This window comes from Candidatus Thiothrix putei, assembly GCA_029972225.1.
Taxonomy (GTDB): domain Bacteria; phylum Pseudomonadota; class Gammaproteobacteria; order Thiotrichales; family Thiotrichaceae; genus Thiothrix; species Thiothrix putei.
Map to the genome: position 1 here is coordinate 1,440,558 of CP124756.1, position 16,628 is coordinate 1,457,185.

The 16,628-nt window shown below is 50.1% G+C and carries 15 protein-coding genes and 1 pseudogene; 7 read left to right on the forward strand and 9 right to left on the reverse strand.

Going from position 1 to position 16,628, the window contains the following annotated elements; translation table 11 throughout:
• Positions 1-13: 13 nt before the first annotated feature.
• The 4 genes from QJT81_07460 to QJT81_07475 all read right to left on the reverse strand — a co-directional run bounded on the left by QJT81_07460 (position 14) and on the right by QJT81_07475 (position 4,718).
• Positions 14-1,606, reverse strand: coding sequence for a TRAP transporter large permease subunit (locus QJT81_07460; GenBank protein WGZ95814.1), 1,593 nt, complete (start codon positions 1,604-1,606; stop codon positions 14-16).
• Entirely contained in the window at positions 1,603-2,145 is a 543-nt protein-coding gene (locus tag QJT81_07465) for a TRAP transporter small permease subunit (protein ID WGZ95815.1), read from the reverse strand. The genes QJT81_07460 and QJT81_07465 overlap by 4 nt, the downstream gene beginning before the upstream one ends.
• Positions 2,146-2,249: 104 nt before the next feature.
• On the reverse strand, positions 2,250-3,521 hold the full coding sequence (locus QJT81_07470; GenBank protein ID WGZ95816.1) for a DEAD/DEAH box helicase: 1,272 nt from the start codon (positions 3,519-3,521) through the stop codon (positions 2,250-2,252).
• 84 nt (positions 3,522-3,605) lie between these two features.
• A complete protein-coding gene (locus QJT81_07475) occupies positions 3,606-4,718 on the reverse strand; it encodes a TRAP transporter substrate-binding protein (protein WGZ95817.1) in 1,113 nt (370 codons plus the stop codon).
• Between the two features lie 90 nt (positions 4,719-4,808).
• On the opposite strand from QJT81_07475, the gene QJT81_07480 reads away from it, so the two are divergent.
• The 5 genes from QJT81_07480 (at position 4,809) to QJT81_07500 (ending at position 8,305) form a co-directional block, all read left to right on the forward strand.
• A complete protein-coding gene (locus QJT81_07480) occupies positions 4,809-6,029 on the forward strand; it encodes an argininosuccinate synthase (protein ID WGZ95818.1) in 1,221 nt (406 codons plus the stop codon).
• A 6-nt stretch (positions 6,030-6,035) separates the two neighbouring features.
• A complete protein-coding gene (locus tag QJT81_07485; protein WGZ95819.1) occupies positions 6,036-6,239 on the forward strand; it encodes a SlyX family protein in 204 nt (67 codons plus the stop codon).
• Positions 6,239-6,940, forward strand: coding sequence for a class I SAM-dependent methyltransferase (locus tag QJT81_07490; protein ID WGZ95820.1), 702 nt, complete (start codon positions 6,239-6,241; stop codon positions 6,938-6,940). The genes QJT81_07485 and QJT81_07490 overlap by 1 nt, the downstream gene beginning before the upstream one ends.
• Before the next feature lie 80 nt (positions 6,941-7,020).
• Positions 7,021-7,410 (forward strand): DUF423 domain-containing protein, encoded by a 390-nt coding sequence (locus tag QJT81_07495; protein ID WGZ95821.1) that lies wholly within the window; start codon positions 7,021-7,023, stop codon positions 7,408-7,410.
• A 142-nt stretch (positions 7,411-7,552) separates the two neighbouring features.
• Positions 7,553-8,305: a metallophosphoesterase gene (locus tag QJT81_07500; protein WGZ95822.1), complete on the forward strand. Its 753-nt coding sequence runs from the start codon at positions 7,553-7,555 to the stop codon at positions 8,303-8,305.
• An 80-nt stretch (positions 8,306-8,385) separates the two neighbouring features.
• On the opposite strand, the gene iscR is transcribed toward QJT81_07500, so the two are convergent.
• On the reverse strand, positions 8,386-8,889 hold the full coding sequence (gene iscR, locus QJT81_07505; protein WGZ95823.1) for a Fe-S cluster assembly transcriptional regulator IscR: 504 nt from the start codon (positions 8,887-8,889) through the stop codon (positions 8,386-8,388).
• A 197-nt stretch (positions 8,890-9,086) separates the two neighbouring features.
• Positions 9,087-9,536, reverse strand: a complete 450-nt coding sequence (locus QJT81_07510) for a DUF1249 domain-containing protein (protein ID WGZ95824.1) — start codon at positions 9,534-9,536, stop codon at positions 9,087-9,089.
• A 91-nt stretch (positions 9,537-9,627) separates the two neighbouring features.
• Here QJT81_07510 and QJT81_07515 point away from each other — a divergent pair, with 91 nt between their 5' ends.
• On the forward strand, positions 9,628-11,265 hold the full coding sequence (locus QJT81_07515) for an alpha-D-glucose phosphate-specific phosphoglucomutase (GenBank protein ID WGZ95825.1): 1,638 nt from the start codon (positions 9,628-9,630) through the stop codon (positions 11,263-11,265).
• A 17-nt stretch (positions 11,266-11,282) separates the two neighbouring features.
• Here the strand turns inward: QJT81_07515 and QJT81_07520 are convergent, their stop codons facing one another.
• The 3 genes and pseudogenes from QJT81_07520 to QJT81_07530 form a co-directional block, all read right to left on the reverse strand.
• Complete coding sequence (locus tag QJT81_07520) at positions 11,283-12,881, reverse strand: ATP-binding protein (GenBank protein ID WGZ95826.1); 1,599 nt, start codon at positions 12,879-12,881, stop codon at positions 11,283-11,285.
• 403 nt (positions 12,882-13,284) lie between these two features.
• On the reverse strand, positions 13,285-14,532 hold the full coding sequence (locus tag QJT81_07525; protein WGZ95827.1) for an IS66 family transposase: 1,248 nt from the start codon (positions 14,530-14,532) through the stop codon (positions 13,285-13,287).
• A 47-nt stretch (positions 14,533-14,579) separates the two neighbouring features.
• A pseudogene (locus tag QJT81_07530) lies at positions 14,580-15,904 on the reverse strand (UPF0236 family protein).
• Positions 15,905-16,059: 155 nt separating this feature from the next.
• Between QJT81_07530 and QJT81_07535 the strand changes: the two are divergent.
• On the forward strand, positions 16,060-16,623 hold the full coding sequence (locus QJT81_07535) for a hypothetical protein (GenBank protein ID WGZ95828.1): 564 nt from the start codon (positions 16,060-16,062) through the stop codon (positions 16,621-16,623).
• The last annotated feature ends 5 nt before the right edge of the window (positions 16,624-16,628 follow it).

Consider the following 16,628-nt stretch of genomic DNA (forward strand, 5'->3'; position numbering starts at 1 on the left):
CAAGTTTTAGCTGCTATTTATCCAATTGGAAGTTTAGTTCGTTACTGTCTGTTTTGGGCGACTCGATAGCTTGAGCGGGTGGTTGACCATCCAGCTTGAATTGTAATTCGTTACTGCCTGAACTGGCTTCTGGTGGTTTAGCGCTTTCCATTTGGAAATTGATTTCCTGACCCTGTGTCACAGGTGCATGACTTTTATCCAAGAACGCCGTTACCAGCCCCGGTGAAAACATGACAATGACTGTCATGATCATTTGTAAGCCTACCCAAGGTAACGCTCCCCAGTAAATGTCACTGCTTTTCACTTCTTTGGGCGCAACGCCGCGTAAATAGAACAGCGCAAACCCAAACGGTGGGTGCATAAACGATGTCTGGATATTCACGCTCAGGGTAATCCCAAACCAGATCAAGGCCGCCGTGGCAGCCGCTTGCTCATTACCACCGAAACTCGCTAATAACACCGGTGTCAGGATTTTCTGCGCCACTGGTGCGAGTAATGGCACGAGAATGAACACGATTTCAAAGAAATCAAGGAAGAACGCGAGGAAGAAAATAAACAGATTGACGATAATCAGAAAACTGATCCAACCACCCGGCAAATCCGAAAACAAGCTTTCCACCCAATGCCCACCATCCACGCCTTGGAACACTACCGAAAATGTGGTTGCACCAATAAGAATGAATACCACCATTGAGGTAATTCGCGCGGTATTTTTGTAAGCTTGCCTGATCAGGCTCCACCATTCTGCCGTGCCGCCAAGCTGTTTACGCCGTAAGAACGCCAAAAAGACTGCCCCCATTGCCCCCATTGCGCCCGATTCCGTTGGGGTGGCAATGCCCAGCATGATCGTGCCAAGTACCAAGAAAATCAGTACCGCCGTTGGGATAATGCCGCGCAGGGCTTTTTTCCACAAGGCAGCACCTTTCAGGCTAATCTCGTTTTCAGGAATCGGTGGCAGCCAATCAGGGCGAATGCGGGTGAGGAAAAACGTATAGGCCATGAACAAGCCGATTTGCAGCAGGGCAGGAATCCACGCCCCTAAATACATGCTGCCCACATCGGCACTCGCGGTCGGTGTTTTTAACTGATCCGCTAGGATAATGAGCACTAAGGAAGGTGGCACAATTTGTGCTATGGTTCCTGAAGCGGCTAATACGCCCGTGGTGTACCGCATATTGTAGCCGTAGCGCATCATGACTGGCAGTGAAATCATCGCCATGGCGATCACTTGTGCCGCGACAGTGCCAGTAATTGCGCCCAGCACAAAGCTCACCAAAATCACCGAATACCCCAAACCGCCGTGGACTCGCCCGAATAACTGCCCCATTGAATCGAGCATGTCTTCGGCAAGGCGGCTGCGTTCCAGCACTGCACCCATGAAGGTGAAAAACGGTATCGCCAGCAGCAACTCATTGGCAATAACACTGCCAAAAATTCGCTGCGGAATTGCCTGCAAAAAAGACAATGAGAAAAAGCCCATTTCGATCGAAATAAAGCCGAAAAACAGCCCAACCGCCATCAATGAAAACGCGACCGGAAAGCCGACCAGCATGAACAGTACCAACCCCGCGAACATGAGAAAGGGCATCATTTCTAAGGTAATCATTGCTCTGGCCTCTCGTAGTGGGTATTAAGCTGGAGTTTGCCTTTGAGTGCGGCGAAGCGTTTTACCAATTCCGATAAGCCTTGCAAGACCAGTAAGCCGAAGCCGAGTGGGAGCATGAATTTGATCGGGTAACGTGGCAACCCACCGGAATTGCTGGAATGCTCCAGAATATCCCATGATGGCAGGAACAACGTTTTCCACGACAGCCATGCAAACAGGGCGCAAGCGGGGAGCAAAAATAGCAGTAGACCAAAAATGTCGATCCACAAGCGAGTACGCTCAGAGACATTGCCGTAGATAATGTCGACACGCACATGCCCGTTTTGTGCCAACGTGTGGGATGCACCGAGCATGACCGCTGCTCCAAACAAATACCATTGCAACTCCAGCGGCCAGTTGTCGCTAAGGTCAAAGCCGTAACGCAATAAAGCATTGCTTGCACTGACCACACAGGCTAGTAAGATCAATATGTTAGCAAGCTGTCCAAACCAGCCGTTGAGCATGTCAACAGCGTGAGAGAAGCGTATGAATGGTTGCAAATTTGAACCCTCATGGTGGCAATGGAGACAATAAGTGTGCATTTACTCAGAGTGAATGGCAAGGTTATCAATGTGGTGGTGCAGTACCACGAAGCTCAAGGTGGCTAACGCTTTTTGCCTTTTTTGAGTGCTGCTGCTTTTTTGGCAAGTTTTTTCTTTTTACTACCGGCGGCTTTGCCGGATGCTTTGAGTTTTTTGGGGCCGGTGTACGTGCCTTCCAAGCCTTTTATGCTGCGCCGTTTGAATTGTTGTTTCAAAAAGCGCTCAATATTCACCATCAAATTCCATTCGCTGCTTTGTATCAACGCAATGGTCAGGCCACGTGTTGCGCCACGCCCGGTACGTCCAATGCGGTGAATGTAATGGATGCCAGTACGCGGCATATCAAAGTTAACGACCAACTCCACCCCCGGAATATCCAAACCCCGTGCAGCAAGGTCAGTCGCAATCAAGGCATTGATAGTGCCTTCCCGGAAGAGAGTCATGATACGGTTGCGTTCTTTCTGATCCATATCGCCATGTAACACCCCGCAACGTACCCGTTGTGCTTGCAAGACACCGCTCACATTATCGGCTTGTGCGCGGCTATTGGTGAATACCAAGGCTTTAACGAACGTTTCATTCAATAACAACCATGCCAGCAACCGTTGTTTGTGTTCAGTGTTATCTGCAATGATGACTTGTTGCTCGATGTTATCATGCTGATCTTGCAGGGTATTTAGCCCGATCATTTCCGGCTCGCGTAACACCCGTTCGGCGATTTTAATGATGCCCTCATGATTCAGCGTGGCGGAAAACAGGAGTGTTTGCCGTTGTTTGCTGCACTGTGCTGCAATGGCTTGCAAGTCGTGGCTGAACCCCATGTCCAGCATTCGGTCGGCTTCATCCAAAATCAGCACGTCTAGGTGGGAAAAGTCGGGTGTTTTTTCTGCCATCAATTCCAGCAAACGTCCAGGCGTGGAAATCACAATTTCAGTATTTTTACGCAACATGTTTTGTTGCACCCGGAAATCAGCCCCGCCGGTGATCAGCCCGACTTGCAAGCCCGTGAATGCCAGCAATTGTTGGCACTGCTGGTAAATTTGCTTAGCTAATTCGCGAGTGGGGACTAGTACCAACGCACGCGTACCGTACTGCTCCGCTGGATTGCTGAGTAAGTGCTGGATTGTCGGTAGTAAAAAGGCGGTGGTTTTACCGCTGCCTGTTTCCGCGCTGACCAGCAAATCACAGCGTGTTAAAGCACGGGGTATGGCCGCTGCTTGGACGGCGGTGGGTTGCGTAAAGCCCATTTTTTGCACGGCCTGTAATAAGGGTTCAGCAATGGCAAAATCCGTGAAAGCAGGGGGAGGAGATTCTGGCGTGAGGGCTGGTTCCATGGTGTGAGGTGTTTCCTTGAGAATAGCAAGATGGGGGGCATTCTGGCGTTTTAGACCGGGTGTTAACCCGGTCTAGAGCTGAGCTTAGAGTTTTTTGGAAAAAGCGAACTTGGCGTAGGATTGTTCTGCGACACTGAACCATTGGGCTTGGTTATTACGGAATATTTTCCAGTCGTCGTAGATCTTTTTGAATTTGGGGTTTTTGGCGGATTCTTCTTCGTAAGTTTCTACGGTGGCTTTGAAGCAGGCTTCCATGATTTCGTCACTGAACGAGCGCAATTTCACGCCGCTACCCACTAAATTAGCGAGTGCTTGTGGGTTCAATGCGTCGTATTTCGCCTGCATGTCGTTGTGGGCTTGTTGGCACGCGGCTTCCCACGCGGCTTTGTAAGCATCCGGTAATTTTTCCCACTGCTCTTTATTGACGTAGAATGAGAGTTGCGGGCCTGCTTCCCACCAGCCGGGAGTGTAGTAGTTTTTGACGATTTTGGCGAAACCGAGCTTTTCGTCGTCGTAAGGGCCGACCCATTCGGCGGCGTCAATCGTGCCTTTTTCCAGCGCGGGGTAAATTTCGCCACCCGGTAATTGTTGTGGTACGACACCCAGCTTACTCAATACGCGCCCTGCAAAGCCACCAACGCGGAATTTTAAGCCTTCCAGATCTTTGACGGTGTTGATTTCTTTGTTGAACCAGCCGCCCATTTGCACGCCGGTATTGCCGCCCATGAAGTTGACCACATTGTATTCGGCGAAGAGTTCACGCATCAGTTTCATGCCATTGCCGTGCAGCATCCACGCGCTCTGCTGGCGTGAACTTAGACCGAAGGGAACTGCGCAATCGAAGGAAAGGGCAGGGTCTTTGCCGAAGTAATAGTAAGACGCGGTGTGACCCGCTTCTACTGTGCCGTTCTGGATAGCATCCAAGACTTGTAATCCGGGAACGATTTCGCCTGCGGCAAATACTTTTAGTGTGAATTTGCCCCCCGTGATTTTGGAAAGGGTCGAGGCGAGTACATCGGATGCGCCGTAAATGGTGTCGAGTGATTTGGGGAAACTGGAGGTTAAACGCCAACTGATGGTGGGTAAATCGCTTGAAGCGGCAGCTTTGGTAGTCTCGTCCGCTAATAGGGTGGCTGGTACAGCGGCTAAAGCAACGGTGCTGGCAGCAGCGTGCTTGAAGAATGAACGGCGTTCCATAGGTTCTCCTCTTTCTCGTTTGTAGTGCAAGGCGTGAGTGTAGCGCATATAATGCGCGGTTTCGATTACCACAACGGGAACACTTAACACATGGCACAATCTGTCAAAAAAGTCGTGTTAGCCTACTCCGGCGGCTTGGATACTTCCATCATCGTCCGGTGGCTGCAAGAAAATTACGGGTGCGAAATCGTCACCTTTACTGCCGACATTGGTCAGGGCGAAGAAGTCGAACCTGCCCGTTCCAAAGCCTTGGCAATGGGCATTAAACCGGAAGAAATCTTTATCGAAGACCTGCGCGAAGAATTCGTGCGCGACTACGTGTTCCCGATGTTCCGCGCTAATACCATTTACGAAGGCGAATACCTGTTGGGTACATCCATCGCCCGCCCGTTGATCGCTAAACGCCTGATTGAAATCGCCAATGAAACCGGTGCAGATGCCATTTCCCACGGTGCGACCGGCAAGGGCAACGACCAAGTGCGCTTTGAGCTTGGTGCGTATGCGCTGAAACCGGGTGTCAAAGTGATTGCCCCTTGGCGCGAATGGGACATGAATTCCCGCGAAGCCCTGATGCAGTATGCTGAAAAGCACAATATTCCGGTCGATTTCAAAAAGGCGGGCAAGAAATCCCCGTACTCGATGGATGCCAACCTGCTGCACATTTCTTACGAAGGCGGCCCCTTGGAAGATCCGTGGTTTGAAGCCGAAGAGGATATGTGGCGTTGGAGCGTTTCCCCTGAAACTGCCCCTGACAAGCCCACTTATGTCGAAATCACCTTCCAAGGCGGCGACCCAGTAGCACTGGATGGGCAATGTATGCCAGCCGCTGCCATCCTCGAAACCCTTAACAAATTGGGTGGCGCGAACGGTATCGGGCGTTTGGATTTGGTGGAAAACCGCTACGTCGGCATGAAATCACGCGGCTGCTACGAAACCCCCGGCGGCACGATTTTGTTGCCTGCGCACCGTGCGATTGAATCCCTGACCCTCGACCGCGAAGTCGCACACCTGAAAGACAGCCTGATGCCCAAGTACGCTGAACTGGTTTACAACGGCTACTGGTGGAGTCCTGAGCGCAAGATGATGCAAACCATGATCGACGCATCGCAAGCCTTCGTGAACGGCACGGTGCGCATGAAGTTGTACAAAGGTGCTGCCACGGTTGCAGGGCGTAAATCTGACGATAGCCTGTTTGATGCACGTATTGCCACGTTTGACGATGACGGCGGCGCGTACAACCAGAAAGATGCGGAAGGCTTCATCAAGCTGAATGCGCTGCGGATGCGGATTGCAGCGGTCAAAGGGCGTTAATTCCTGATGGAAGCACGCTTGGAAAAACTGGAACTCCTGTTCATGGAGCAGGAGCAAACCCTTGAAGCCTTAAGTCACCAAATTTACCTGCAACAAAAAGACATTGCTTCGGCATTGCTGGAAATTGAACGGCTTAATGAAAAGCTCAAATCCATTACCCCATCTGCCGTCGGTAGTCAGGCGGATGAAACCCCACCCCCGCATTATTGATGCCTGAACGCTATCAACTGGTGCAAACATCTGCACGGCTGGAACTGCACGACACCCACGATTCCAAAGTGGGTGCGGTGTACGTCGATTTCGTGGAAGGCAAAGCCCAGCATCGCCGTTTGTTCGGTGGTGGCAAAGGGCAAGACATTGCCAAGGCGATTGGCTTGCACAAGTTCAAACACCCGAATGTGATTGACGCGACTGCGGGGTTAGGGCGTGAGTCTTTTGTGCTGGCAACCTTGGGATGCACCGTCACCTTACTGGAGCGTTCCCCGATGGTTCATGCGTTGCTTGCCGATGGTTTGCAACGTGCGCTGGCGAGTGATGATGCTGAAGCGGTGGCGATTGCCTCACGCATGACCTTGCATCAGGCGGATGCACTCGCGTGGCTGAAAACAGTAAGTGCTGATACGTTGCCTGATGTAATTTATCTCGACCCCATGTTCCCTGAGCGGCAAAAGTCGGCTTTGGTACAGAAAGAGATGCGCTTTTTCCATGCAGTCGTGGGTGCAGATGAAGATAGCGATGCGTTGCTTGAACTGGCGATCCAGCAGGCAACACGTCGTGTGGTGGTGAAACGCCCACGTCATGCCCCGGCGTTACAAGGTATTAAGCCTGCCTTTGTCATAGCTGGTAAAGCTGTGCGCTACGATGTGTATTTAGGCAAAGCAACTACGCAAGAATACGCCCATCAGGAATAAAATACCGAACCATGCCATGATTCTGAGAATGACGCGGTATAATTGACGTTTTTCATGTGTATTCATAAGGTCATTGTGTGATGGAAAGGAATCATTTTCTGCTAATCGCCAGCGTGTCAGGAATGCTCGCAGTCGTACTGGGGGCCTTTGGTGCGCACGGTCTGGAAAAATTAGTCGATGCCAAGATGTTGCAACGTTTTCATACCGGTGTCGAGTACCAATTTTATCATTCGTTAGCATTATTTTTAATAAGTATTTTAAATATATTTATAAAAAGTAAATATATTACTTATGCTGGTTATGCATTTCTGTTCGGCATGATTTTGTTCTCTGGAAGCCTTTATCTATATGTTTTAACAGACATCAAGGGGTTTGCATTGGTAACTCCCCTAGGTGGTTTTAGCTTCATTATAGGATGGGGGCTACTGGCTTTTTCTGCAAAAAACGGAATCCATTCAGAAAAAATATAAGATAAATTTATTTCTTATTGCCATTAATTGAGTTAAGATTTTTTAAGGATGGATGCTGGTAGAGTGGGTGTTACAACAAAATGCATAAGCAAGCCCTGTACTAACTAGCTAATTTTAGTTAGGTTATTCTTGGAATATGACCATGAGTTATACACCATTTAAATTTTTCGGTAAAAATGCCCGTGGACGCGATTTTGTTGTGGGTGACATTCATGGCTCTTTTTCAGCCTTGGAACGTTTGTTGCGTCGGATCAACTTTAACCCAGAGGCTGATCGTGTGTTCTCGGTAGGCGATTTGATTGATCGTGGTAGCGAATCACATCGCGTCATCGAGTTTCTCAATCATGATTGGTTTCACTCGATTATGGGGAACCATGAGCGCATGTTGCTGGATTCAGAACACAATGCGGCGGTCTTGGAAAACTGGACGCGCTATAACGGTGGCGCTTGGTGGAAGCGTGTCCCGGAACATGTTCGCCCGCGTATTCGCAAGGTGTTAGAGCAATTGCCTCTGGCGTTTGAAGTGTCAACCGCGAATGGGCACATTGGGATTGTCCACGCCGATATTCCTACGGGTATTCCTTGGCATCAGTTTGTGCGTTCACTGGAGTCTGATCCTGATATGGAGGAGTACGCACTGTGGTCGCGTAATCGTTACAAGCATTTTAAAATGCTTGGGCGTACTGTTCCCGTCGATGGCATTGATTTGGTGGTATTTGGGCACACGCCGATGAGTCAACCATTACACACCGCTAACTTCTATTACATTGATACGGGGGCAGCGTTGCTGGACGACAAAGCATTAGGGAAATTAACGCTGTTGCAAATTCATCCAGTTATGGAATTACACCAATTAAATGTGCGCACTGAAGCAGAGGTGCACATACTGGTGTGAATATTTCGGGACGCATAACAAAAAGGGCGACTAAATGTTCGCCCTTTTTTATTTTCACAACCCGCATGTGCAATTACCTATTAGCAACTAGCGTTTGCAATTGCGCCAATCGTTGGGCGGGGTGGGAACATGGTGGCTATGCGGCTGGCAATGGTGTCTTGACGACGCGATACTTCCCGAATTTCTGGTCGGTTAATGAAACTAGCCAGTGTGAGGTTATCAAGGAACTCATACAAACGTCCGCTCAAATCTTCCCACAGTTGATGGGTTAAGCATTTCTCACCACCGTGGCAGTCTTTGCTACCCAAGCAACGGGTCACGTCAATGTTTTCGTCTACTGCATTAATAATTTCAGCAATACTAATCTGGCTAGCAGGACGCCCTAAGCGATAGCCACCACCAGGGCCGCGTACCCCTTCGACTAAACCTTCTTTACGCAGCTTAGCAAACAACTGCTCAAGGTAGGACAAAGAAATACCTTGGCATTGTGAAATATCTGCCAGCGTAACGGGGCCTTGATGATCATGAATGGCTAAATCCATCATGGCAGTGACCGCATACCGGCCTTTCGTTGACAGTTTCATTGAGTGTACTCCTTAGCAGTATAACTGCGTTTTAATTCCTGACTGGATTACTCAGCATTTTAAATAAACCTAGTATTGTAGTCAAGAATATTTGCATATTTAAGTTGTACAATATGTAAATTTCTTGAATGGATAGAGTATAGATGTACAATTTTTCAAATGCAAAACCTATACATTGTTATTGTGTGGTGTTGACCCTAGGCAAAAGAATGTCCTTGTCTGCGTAAGTAATTTGTCCATTTGTATAAAAAACGGTTCATTTTCCAGCGACATAACAACATGGTGTCTAAGTCTTTGTTCCAATAATGTACAGTTTCTTCGGTGAGTCGGCAGCGATGACTCACCACTTCTGCTTGGCGCGAGTCATGGTAAATTCGCACCAGCATATCGGGGCGGTTATCTTTGGCATGGCGACCTTCTTCAAACAAGTAAGTCAACATCAAGGTTGTGGTATGAATGGTGTGATCCGTAATGATGAGTGATACGGGAATACCACCAGCCACCCTTGATACTATTCTTTTCGGTAATATACGGATGTCGCCGCACAATAGACGCAGTTGGATATAATTTATTTCGTACATTTCCATCAGCGCCGCGAAAGATTTTGGGCGAGGTGAGAAGGTGGCGGGTTGTTCTTTGACTAACATAAATCCATAATGAGTGCGTGATTTGTGCGGCTGCGATGCTGTGCAGATGAAACCATGATCCTAACAAAAACCTACTGGTAAGCGTACCCTCATGACTATCCAGACCATTAAGACCACACCTTTCGATGACCAAAAGCCGGGAACCTCCGGTTTGCGGAAAAGTGTCAAACACTTCAAGAAGCCCGATTATTTGCAAACTTTTGTACAAGCTATTTTCAACACGCTGGAGCATGTACAAGGCAGCACGCTCGTATTAGGCGGTGACGGGCGTTATTTTAACCGTGAAGCGATTCAAATTATCCTGCGGATGGCGGCAGCGACTGGTTTCGGGCGTGTCATTGTTGGGCAAGGTGGCATTCTGTCCACCCCAGCCGCCTCTAACGTGATTCGCCAATACCAAGCCATCGGCGGCATTATCTTGTCGGCAAGCCACAATGCAGGCGGGCCGGAAGGTGATTTCGGGATCAAATTCAACGGTGCGAATGGCGGCCCAGCGCCAGAAAGCATGACCGAAGCGATGTTTGCCGCCGCTAAACAGATTCATGAATACCATATTGCGCCGATTCAACCGATTCCGGTTGATAAATTAGGGGTGTATCAACTGGCGGGAATGCAGGTTGAGGTGATTGATGCGGTGAGTGATTACCTCGCTCTGATGGAACGTATCTTTGATTTTGATAAGATTGCAGCATTGTTGACCTCTGGTCATTTCAAGATGCGCTTTGATGCGATGCACGCGGTGACGGGACTATACGCGCACCGGATTTTGGAGCAGCGTTTGGGCGCACCGGAAGGAACCGTGATTCATGGGGAACCCTTGGCGGATTTCGGCGGTGGGCATCCCGACCCGAATCAGGCACATGCCAAAGAGTTAATGAGTCTGTTGTATGCGCGGCATTCCGACATTGATTTCGGCGCTGCCTCCGACGGTGACGGCGACCGCAATATGATTTTGGGTAAACGGTTCTTTGTGACACCGAGTGATAGCCTTGCGGTGTTGGCGGCGAATGCCCGCCTGATTCCGGGGTACAAAGATGGTATTGCGGGCATTGCACGTTCTATGCCGACCAGTCAAGCGCCAGACCGGGTGGCAGAGAAGCTGGGCTTGCCGTGCTTTGAGACGCCTACCGGTTGGAAGTTTTTTGGCAACTTGTTGGATGCTGGCAAAATCACGTTATGCGGCGAAGAAAGCTTTGGTACAGGTTCTGATCATGTCCGTGAAAAAGACGGGTTGTGGGCGGTGTTATTCTGGCTGAACTTGCTGGCGGAAAAGCAGGATTCGGTGGAAAATATTGTGCGCCAGCATTGGGCAGAGTACGGGCGTAACTATTATTCACGCCACGATTACGAGGCCATTGAGATGCAAGATGCCAATGCACTGGTGGATGCTTTGCAAGCGCAGTTGCCGGGTTTGGTTGGCAAGCCGTTTGGTGATTTGACCGTGAGTGCTGCGGATAACTTTACGTATACTGATCCGGTGGACGGTTCTGTGAGTCAGAATCAAGGTATCCGTATTCTGTTTGCCGACGGTTCGCGCATTATTTTCCGCTTATCGGGTACGGGAACGCAGGGTGCAACCTTGCGCGTTTACCTTGAAAAGTACGAGGCGGATGTCAGCAAGCATGACCAAGATGTGCAGGAAGCCTTAGCGGATCTGCTCGCAATTGTGCAACAGGTTGCCAGAATTGAGCACTTTACCGGACGTGCAGCGGCGGATGTGATTACCTAATGGTCGGGTAGTTCGCATTACATGCCCCATACCCCTAGCGTATGCTCTTGCCAGTTTTCTTGGCGTTGCCAGATTTTGTCTTCCCAGGGAATGGTGGGGCGGCGGTCGAAAATGATCAAGTACATCTCGTCTGTGCCACACAGGTCGGCGTAGCCTGCGGTTTGTTCCACGCCTTCTGCTAGAGTGGTTTCAAGGCTTTTATAGAGAATTTTTAGTTCCAAGACGATGCGTTGCACTTCGCCATAGAAACCTTGTTCCTCATCCACTGGCCATTCGATGTACAGGTCAGTACGCTTACGCCCCAGCCCGTATTCGCGGTTGATGCGCCCACCACCGTTGATAATGCGTTGTAGAAAGGCTTGCAGCAAAAGCTGCGGGCCTGCTTCTTTGTAGTCGAAACGTTCGATCCAACTGTCAGCGTTTTCGCGGAAAAATTGCTGGAAGGCGTTGAGGAGTTTGGGCATGTCGAGGTGACGGGTTGGCGTCAAGTACCATGCTTGTTGGTGGGCAATGGTGATTTGTTTTGTCCACGTCAATTCCCTTGGGATCACTTCCTGATAGATGCGGTTACTGATGCGTAACTGGGGGCGGTTTTCGATTAAACCGAGGTCGGTGACGTATTCGACATCATCCATTGCAAGGGTATCAGGCGTGGTTTCGCCCGAAAGCAGTGGGCTGATAATGGCGTGGACACGGGGTTCTTTGAGCTTGTCTGACAGTTGCGAGAGGTGGGTGGTGCGGGAATAGATTAGGCGTTCACGGGCGGCGCGGTAGCGTTCTATGGTGATCGGGGTGCTGCGGTCGCGGGCGCTTTTGTCTTCCCACGTCAGTTCTTGTCCTAAGGCGTTGACGAGCCAAGGTTGCCCGTGGGTATCTTCCCAAAGTTCTGGGAAAATGTCGGGGTTGAAGGTTTGCCCAGTGGCGGCGGTGTGTTGGGCGTAGAGGGTTTCGACTTCGGTACGGTTGAAATTGCCCATGACGAGGGATTTGGCTTTGACGTTGAAGGCGCTGCCGCCGGTAATGATTTCGTGGTGCGCGGTGTGGATGCGGTAGTCGCGCACGTCACGTACTCCGCAGAGGATGACGCTTTGCGGGAATGCGACAACGGGGCGGCCTATGTAACCTTCGCGTAATTGGCGCAATAATGAAATCAGCGTGTCGCCCACGAGGGCATCCACTTCGTCGATCATTAGGACGATGGGTAGGGGGGATTCTTGTGCCCAGCGGCTGAGCATGGCTTTGAATGCGCCATCTGCGCCGTGGGTTTCCCAGATGTCATCACGCCAGGCACGTAAACGGGTATCTTTTAGGCGGGCGGCTACGCTGTCAATGAGGTTGCCGACGATGGTTTTCATGCCGCGTACCACTTCACCACGGGCGGATTGGGCGGATTCGACGTTGATGTAGAGTGCGAGGTATGCGCTGGAGCGGTTGAGTTCGTCCATCATGGCAAAGAGAGTGGTGGTTTTGCCAGTTTGACGCGGGGCGTGGAGGACGAAGAATTTTTTGGCATCAATGAGGTTGCGAACCTCTTCCCAGTCGAGTCGGGTCATTGGGTCGATGCAGTAGTGGTCTTCGGGATGGACGGGGCCAGTGGTGTTGAAGTGCTTTTGCATGGTGTTTAGCGTGTGGGTGGAATGGGAAGAGTATAGCATGATGGGGGTGGATCATGGGGTAGGGACACCCGAAGTCGGTTTTGGCTAAAATTTATACTTATTTTACGATAAAAATCTTGATTAGGCCAACCGCTGTTTACATTTCACCTGTTATCATAAATAAGTTGATTTTATTGTTTTATCGCGTTTTTGAGAATGGGGGCTTCGTTATGGGATTGATTCCATCCGGTGGTAGGCTGCTGCCAGCACAGCACAGCACAGCACAGCATTTTAATTTTACTAGCGTTCTAGTTTTATCTGTCATTTGCACTGGTACTGCGGTTGCGGGTGGTAGCCCTTTATTTGCGTTTAAGGATGCCCCTCAGGTCAAGGATCGGCTGGCAATCCACGTGGAGCAGTATACTTATGACTGGGAGGGACGCAGAAATGTCCATAACATAAGCTCATCATCCAGTAAACGTTGGCACTGGTTGGCGGTTTTAGTGGGCTTATCAGGATGTTGTGCTTGCCGTAAGCCGCTACCTGCCAACAATGTCTGGCGGAAGGCTTCGCGGAGTTTATCCATGCGTTGCCGGTAGAGTCTGTCAGCGTAAGCGCCTGCGAGCTTGCGGTTATGCAAGTGGACAATCAGGCGTGCCAGACGCAGTAAACGTTTCCCTAAGATGCCTGCACGCCCGTAACGTTGTGCCATTTTTTTGAACTTACGGATGATATGCGCCCAGCACAGTTGCCGCCGTTCAGTGGGGTGGTGGTTATAGCCGCCGTGCTGGTCGGTCACGAGTATGCCATCGAATGCGCCCAATAACTCATCCGCAGCGCCTTTGCCGCGTGAGTAATGCGTCATAAAGTACACCACCTGTGGCGAACACATCACCCATAGCCATTCACGTTCGCGCCCACGGTAGTGACTGGTTTCGTCCGCGTTTACCACCGGGCTGCTACGCACCGCTTCACCTGCCTGCGCATATAAAGGCGCTAACCAACCGCTGACGGGTGCAGTCGCTTCACTGATCGCACCGCTACTGAAGGATAACTGCCATTGTTCTTCCAGCAGTAACTGGATTTGCCGCGTGGATAGGCGGCAAGCCCCGTTCATCAGGGTAATCCAACTGATCAATCCTGCTCCCATCTGCCCGCTGGGGACGTTTTCGGGCAACTCAGCTACCTGACGTTTCCCGCAGCAAGTACACGTACCCGCATACAGGCGGTGTTCCGTTACATGGTAAGCGACTTCCGGCAGGTCAAACACCTGATGACGCTGGCTCGGTGTGGTTTCCATCGCCAGATGCCCTCCACAACGGCAACAGCTTTCAGGATAATAGTGCTGGATAGCGTCCAGCCGCGATTCCTCCACTAAGGCACGTTCATGTTTGCTGTGCCCCGGCTGACCGCCGCGTTTTAGCGAGCTTTTGGGTTTGCGTTCGCGCTGGGCGCGTTGTTCGGGCGTGTCCCGTGAGGGTGGGTTAGAGGAGTTACTGGAGGAGTCATTCAGGCGTTCTTTTAGTTCTGTCAGTTCCGCTTCCAGTCGTTTGACCCGTGCTTGCAACGCAACCACCAACGTCAGCAGATCACGGTTAAGCTGCTGGGAGGCTGCCAAATCGGTGGGCAACGCAATGTCGGTAAAATCGGTGGTGATGGTCAGATCGTTCATTCGTCAAGCATAGCTCAAGCTGGGTGTGAACAAAAGTGCGGTAAACCTCATGCCGCCTCAGCGGTGTTTCGCCAATAATGCTTCCATTGCTGGTTTCCCCGCATGACCCTCAACGCCAACATATCCGCCGCATTATCACTTTTCCACCATGCCCCCGATTTTTTTAAGCGTTGCTGGATGATGTAACGGTGTGCACTTTCTATTTCGCCCGACCCCACGGGCAATCCGAGGGATTTTGCTGTCGGGTAATCCAGTTGCTCAATGCGGTTGCTCAGGTAACGGTGACAAGCTCGTACTGGGGCGTTACTGTCTTCTACCGTTTCTGCTTCGAGGAAAGGTTTCAGTGTGTCGATGACCGCTTGAGCTTGACCATCCTGTAGGGCTTTTTTCTGTTTGGCAAACCATTTATCCTTGTCCTTGAGGCATGAACAGCTTGCGGATGCTGCTGATAGGTATTCACAAACATGATAAAAATCAATCAGGTAATGTCCTTGTGTGCCAAATTGTTCATCCACTTGACGGTTGATCCAGCTTGCCCCATCACCCACCGCATGGAGGAACGTGCTTTTTCCAAATCCAGCACGGCAGGCGGTGTCGAATAAGATTTTTCCAGCATCTTCTACCGTGCCACCGAATATTGCGCCAAACGTTGGCGTAGCACTGCCTTTGGCGTGGGCAAGACACAGGCGGGCTTCTTTCCAGCTTTCCTTTTTGCCTTTGCGCTTGTCGGGGGCTGTTTCGTCAATCTCGACGATGGGGATCATGCTGCCGTCCATTTCGGCAATGACATAGGCTTTTCCCAACGTGCTTGGATAGTCTTTTATCAACACTTGGGATTCATGGATGCGTTTGGCGTGACCTTCGGTGATGTGTCGGATGCTGCTGGATGCCAGCCGTATCCCGTAATGTTCTTCTAATTTATCAGGCACTTGAGCAAATGAACAGTCCGCCCCAAAGTCCGTCACCGCCCGTTGCAGCGGGAGCGAACAGCCTCGGCAAACAACCTCGGCACTCTGGCTAAAGGGGCGGACACGCTTGCCGGGAATCCGGTAGACCGGTTCGCTTATGTGGATTTTTCCGTAGGTCGTGTGCCAATGACAGTTTTTTTTCCACTCTTTACATACTTCCCAATGCCTTCTTCACAGGCTGGGGCTGTGCATTTTTCTACACGTTTGTTTGCCCATGCAGTGATCGCATCATTTCCCATTTGGCGCAGTTCTTCTATCACCCGCTGTTCGGCGTCTGCTGCTTTGATAATGTCATCACCGGCATTTTCAACCACCTCGATTAGCCCTTCCATCCGAGCTTTTAATGCGGGGTTGCGGTTCAAGGCTTCTAAAAGTTTTTGGTCGCGGGAGCTAACTGTCAACATGGGAAAGTCCTTTTTCTCTGGTTTTAGGGGATGCCATCTTAGTCTACAGGACACCGCACTTTTGTTCACACCCGCTCAAGCTGTGGCAGTTGCAAGCTCGTGAACAGTTACATACAATACACCTTTGGCTAAACATATCAGGCAGGGTTATGGATATGAATAAATTTTCAATAAATGATATCGTTAAGCCTGAGCCAGGTTCTTTTGACTCAAAAAATACTACAATAATTAAAAAGCCATCAGTAGTTGATAAATCAGTATTGCCTACAGTATTAGCTAATAATAATCAGATGGGGAGTTCTCATCTTGGTACTGCACAAGGGTATTTAGCTCCTGCAATTAAGTTATCGACAAGTTATGCTGATGTAAAAGCTTACTCTACATCGACTGATGCGAAAATTAAATCAGGGACGGAACAAGTTGCTTTGGTGCAGAATACGCAGGTATTTGAGGTGTTGCAGGATTGGACGGTAACAGAAGGCGATCAGGCAACACATTTCAGTATTGGGGATGATTTTGGGTCAATCACTGCACCTGATCCAAGTAAGCCAACGATTGCCGCATTGAATAATGCAGATATGCAGCAAATGACAATGACCAAGATTTATAAAGTGCCCGTCGGCACAAAGCAGGTAAATGTCGATATGTTGGCAAATTTTGTCACCAATGAATATCCAGAATTCGTGGGAAGTCAATTCAACGACAAAGCGAGGGTGTGAACAAA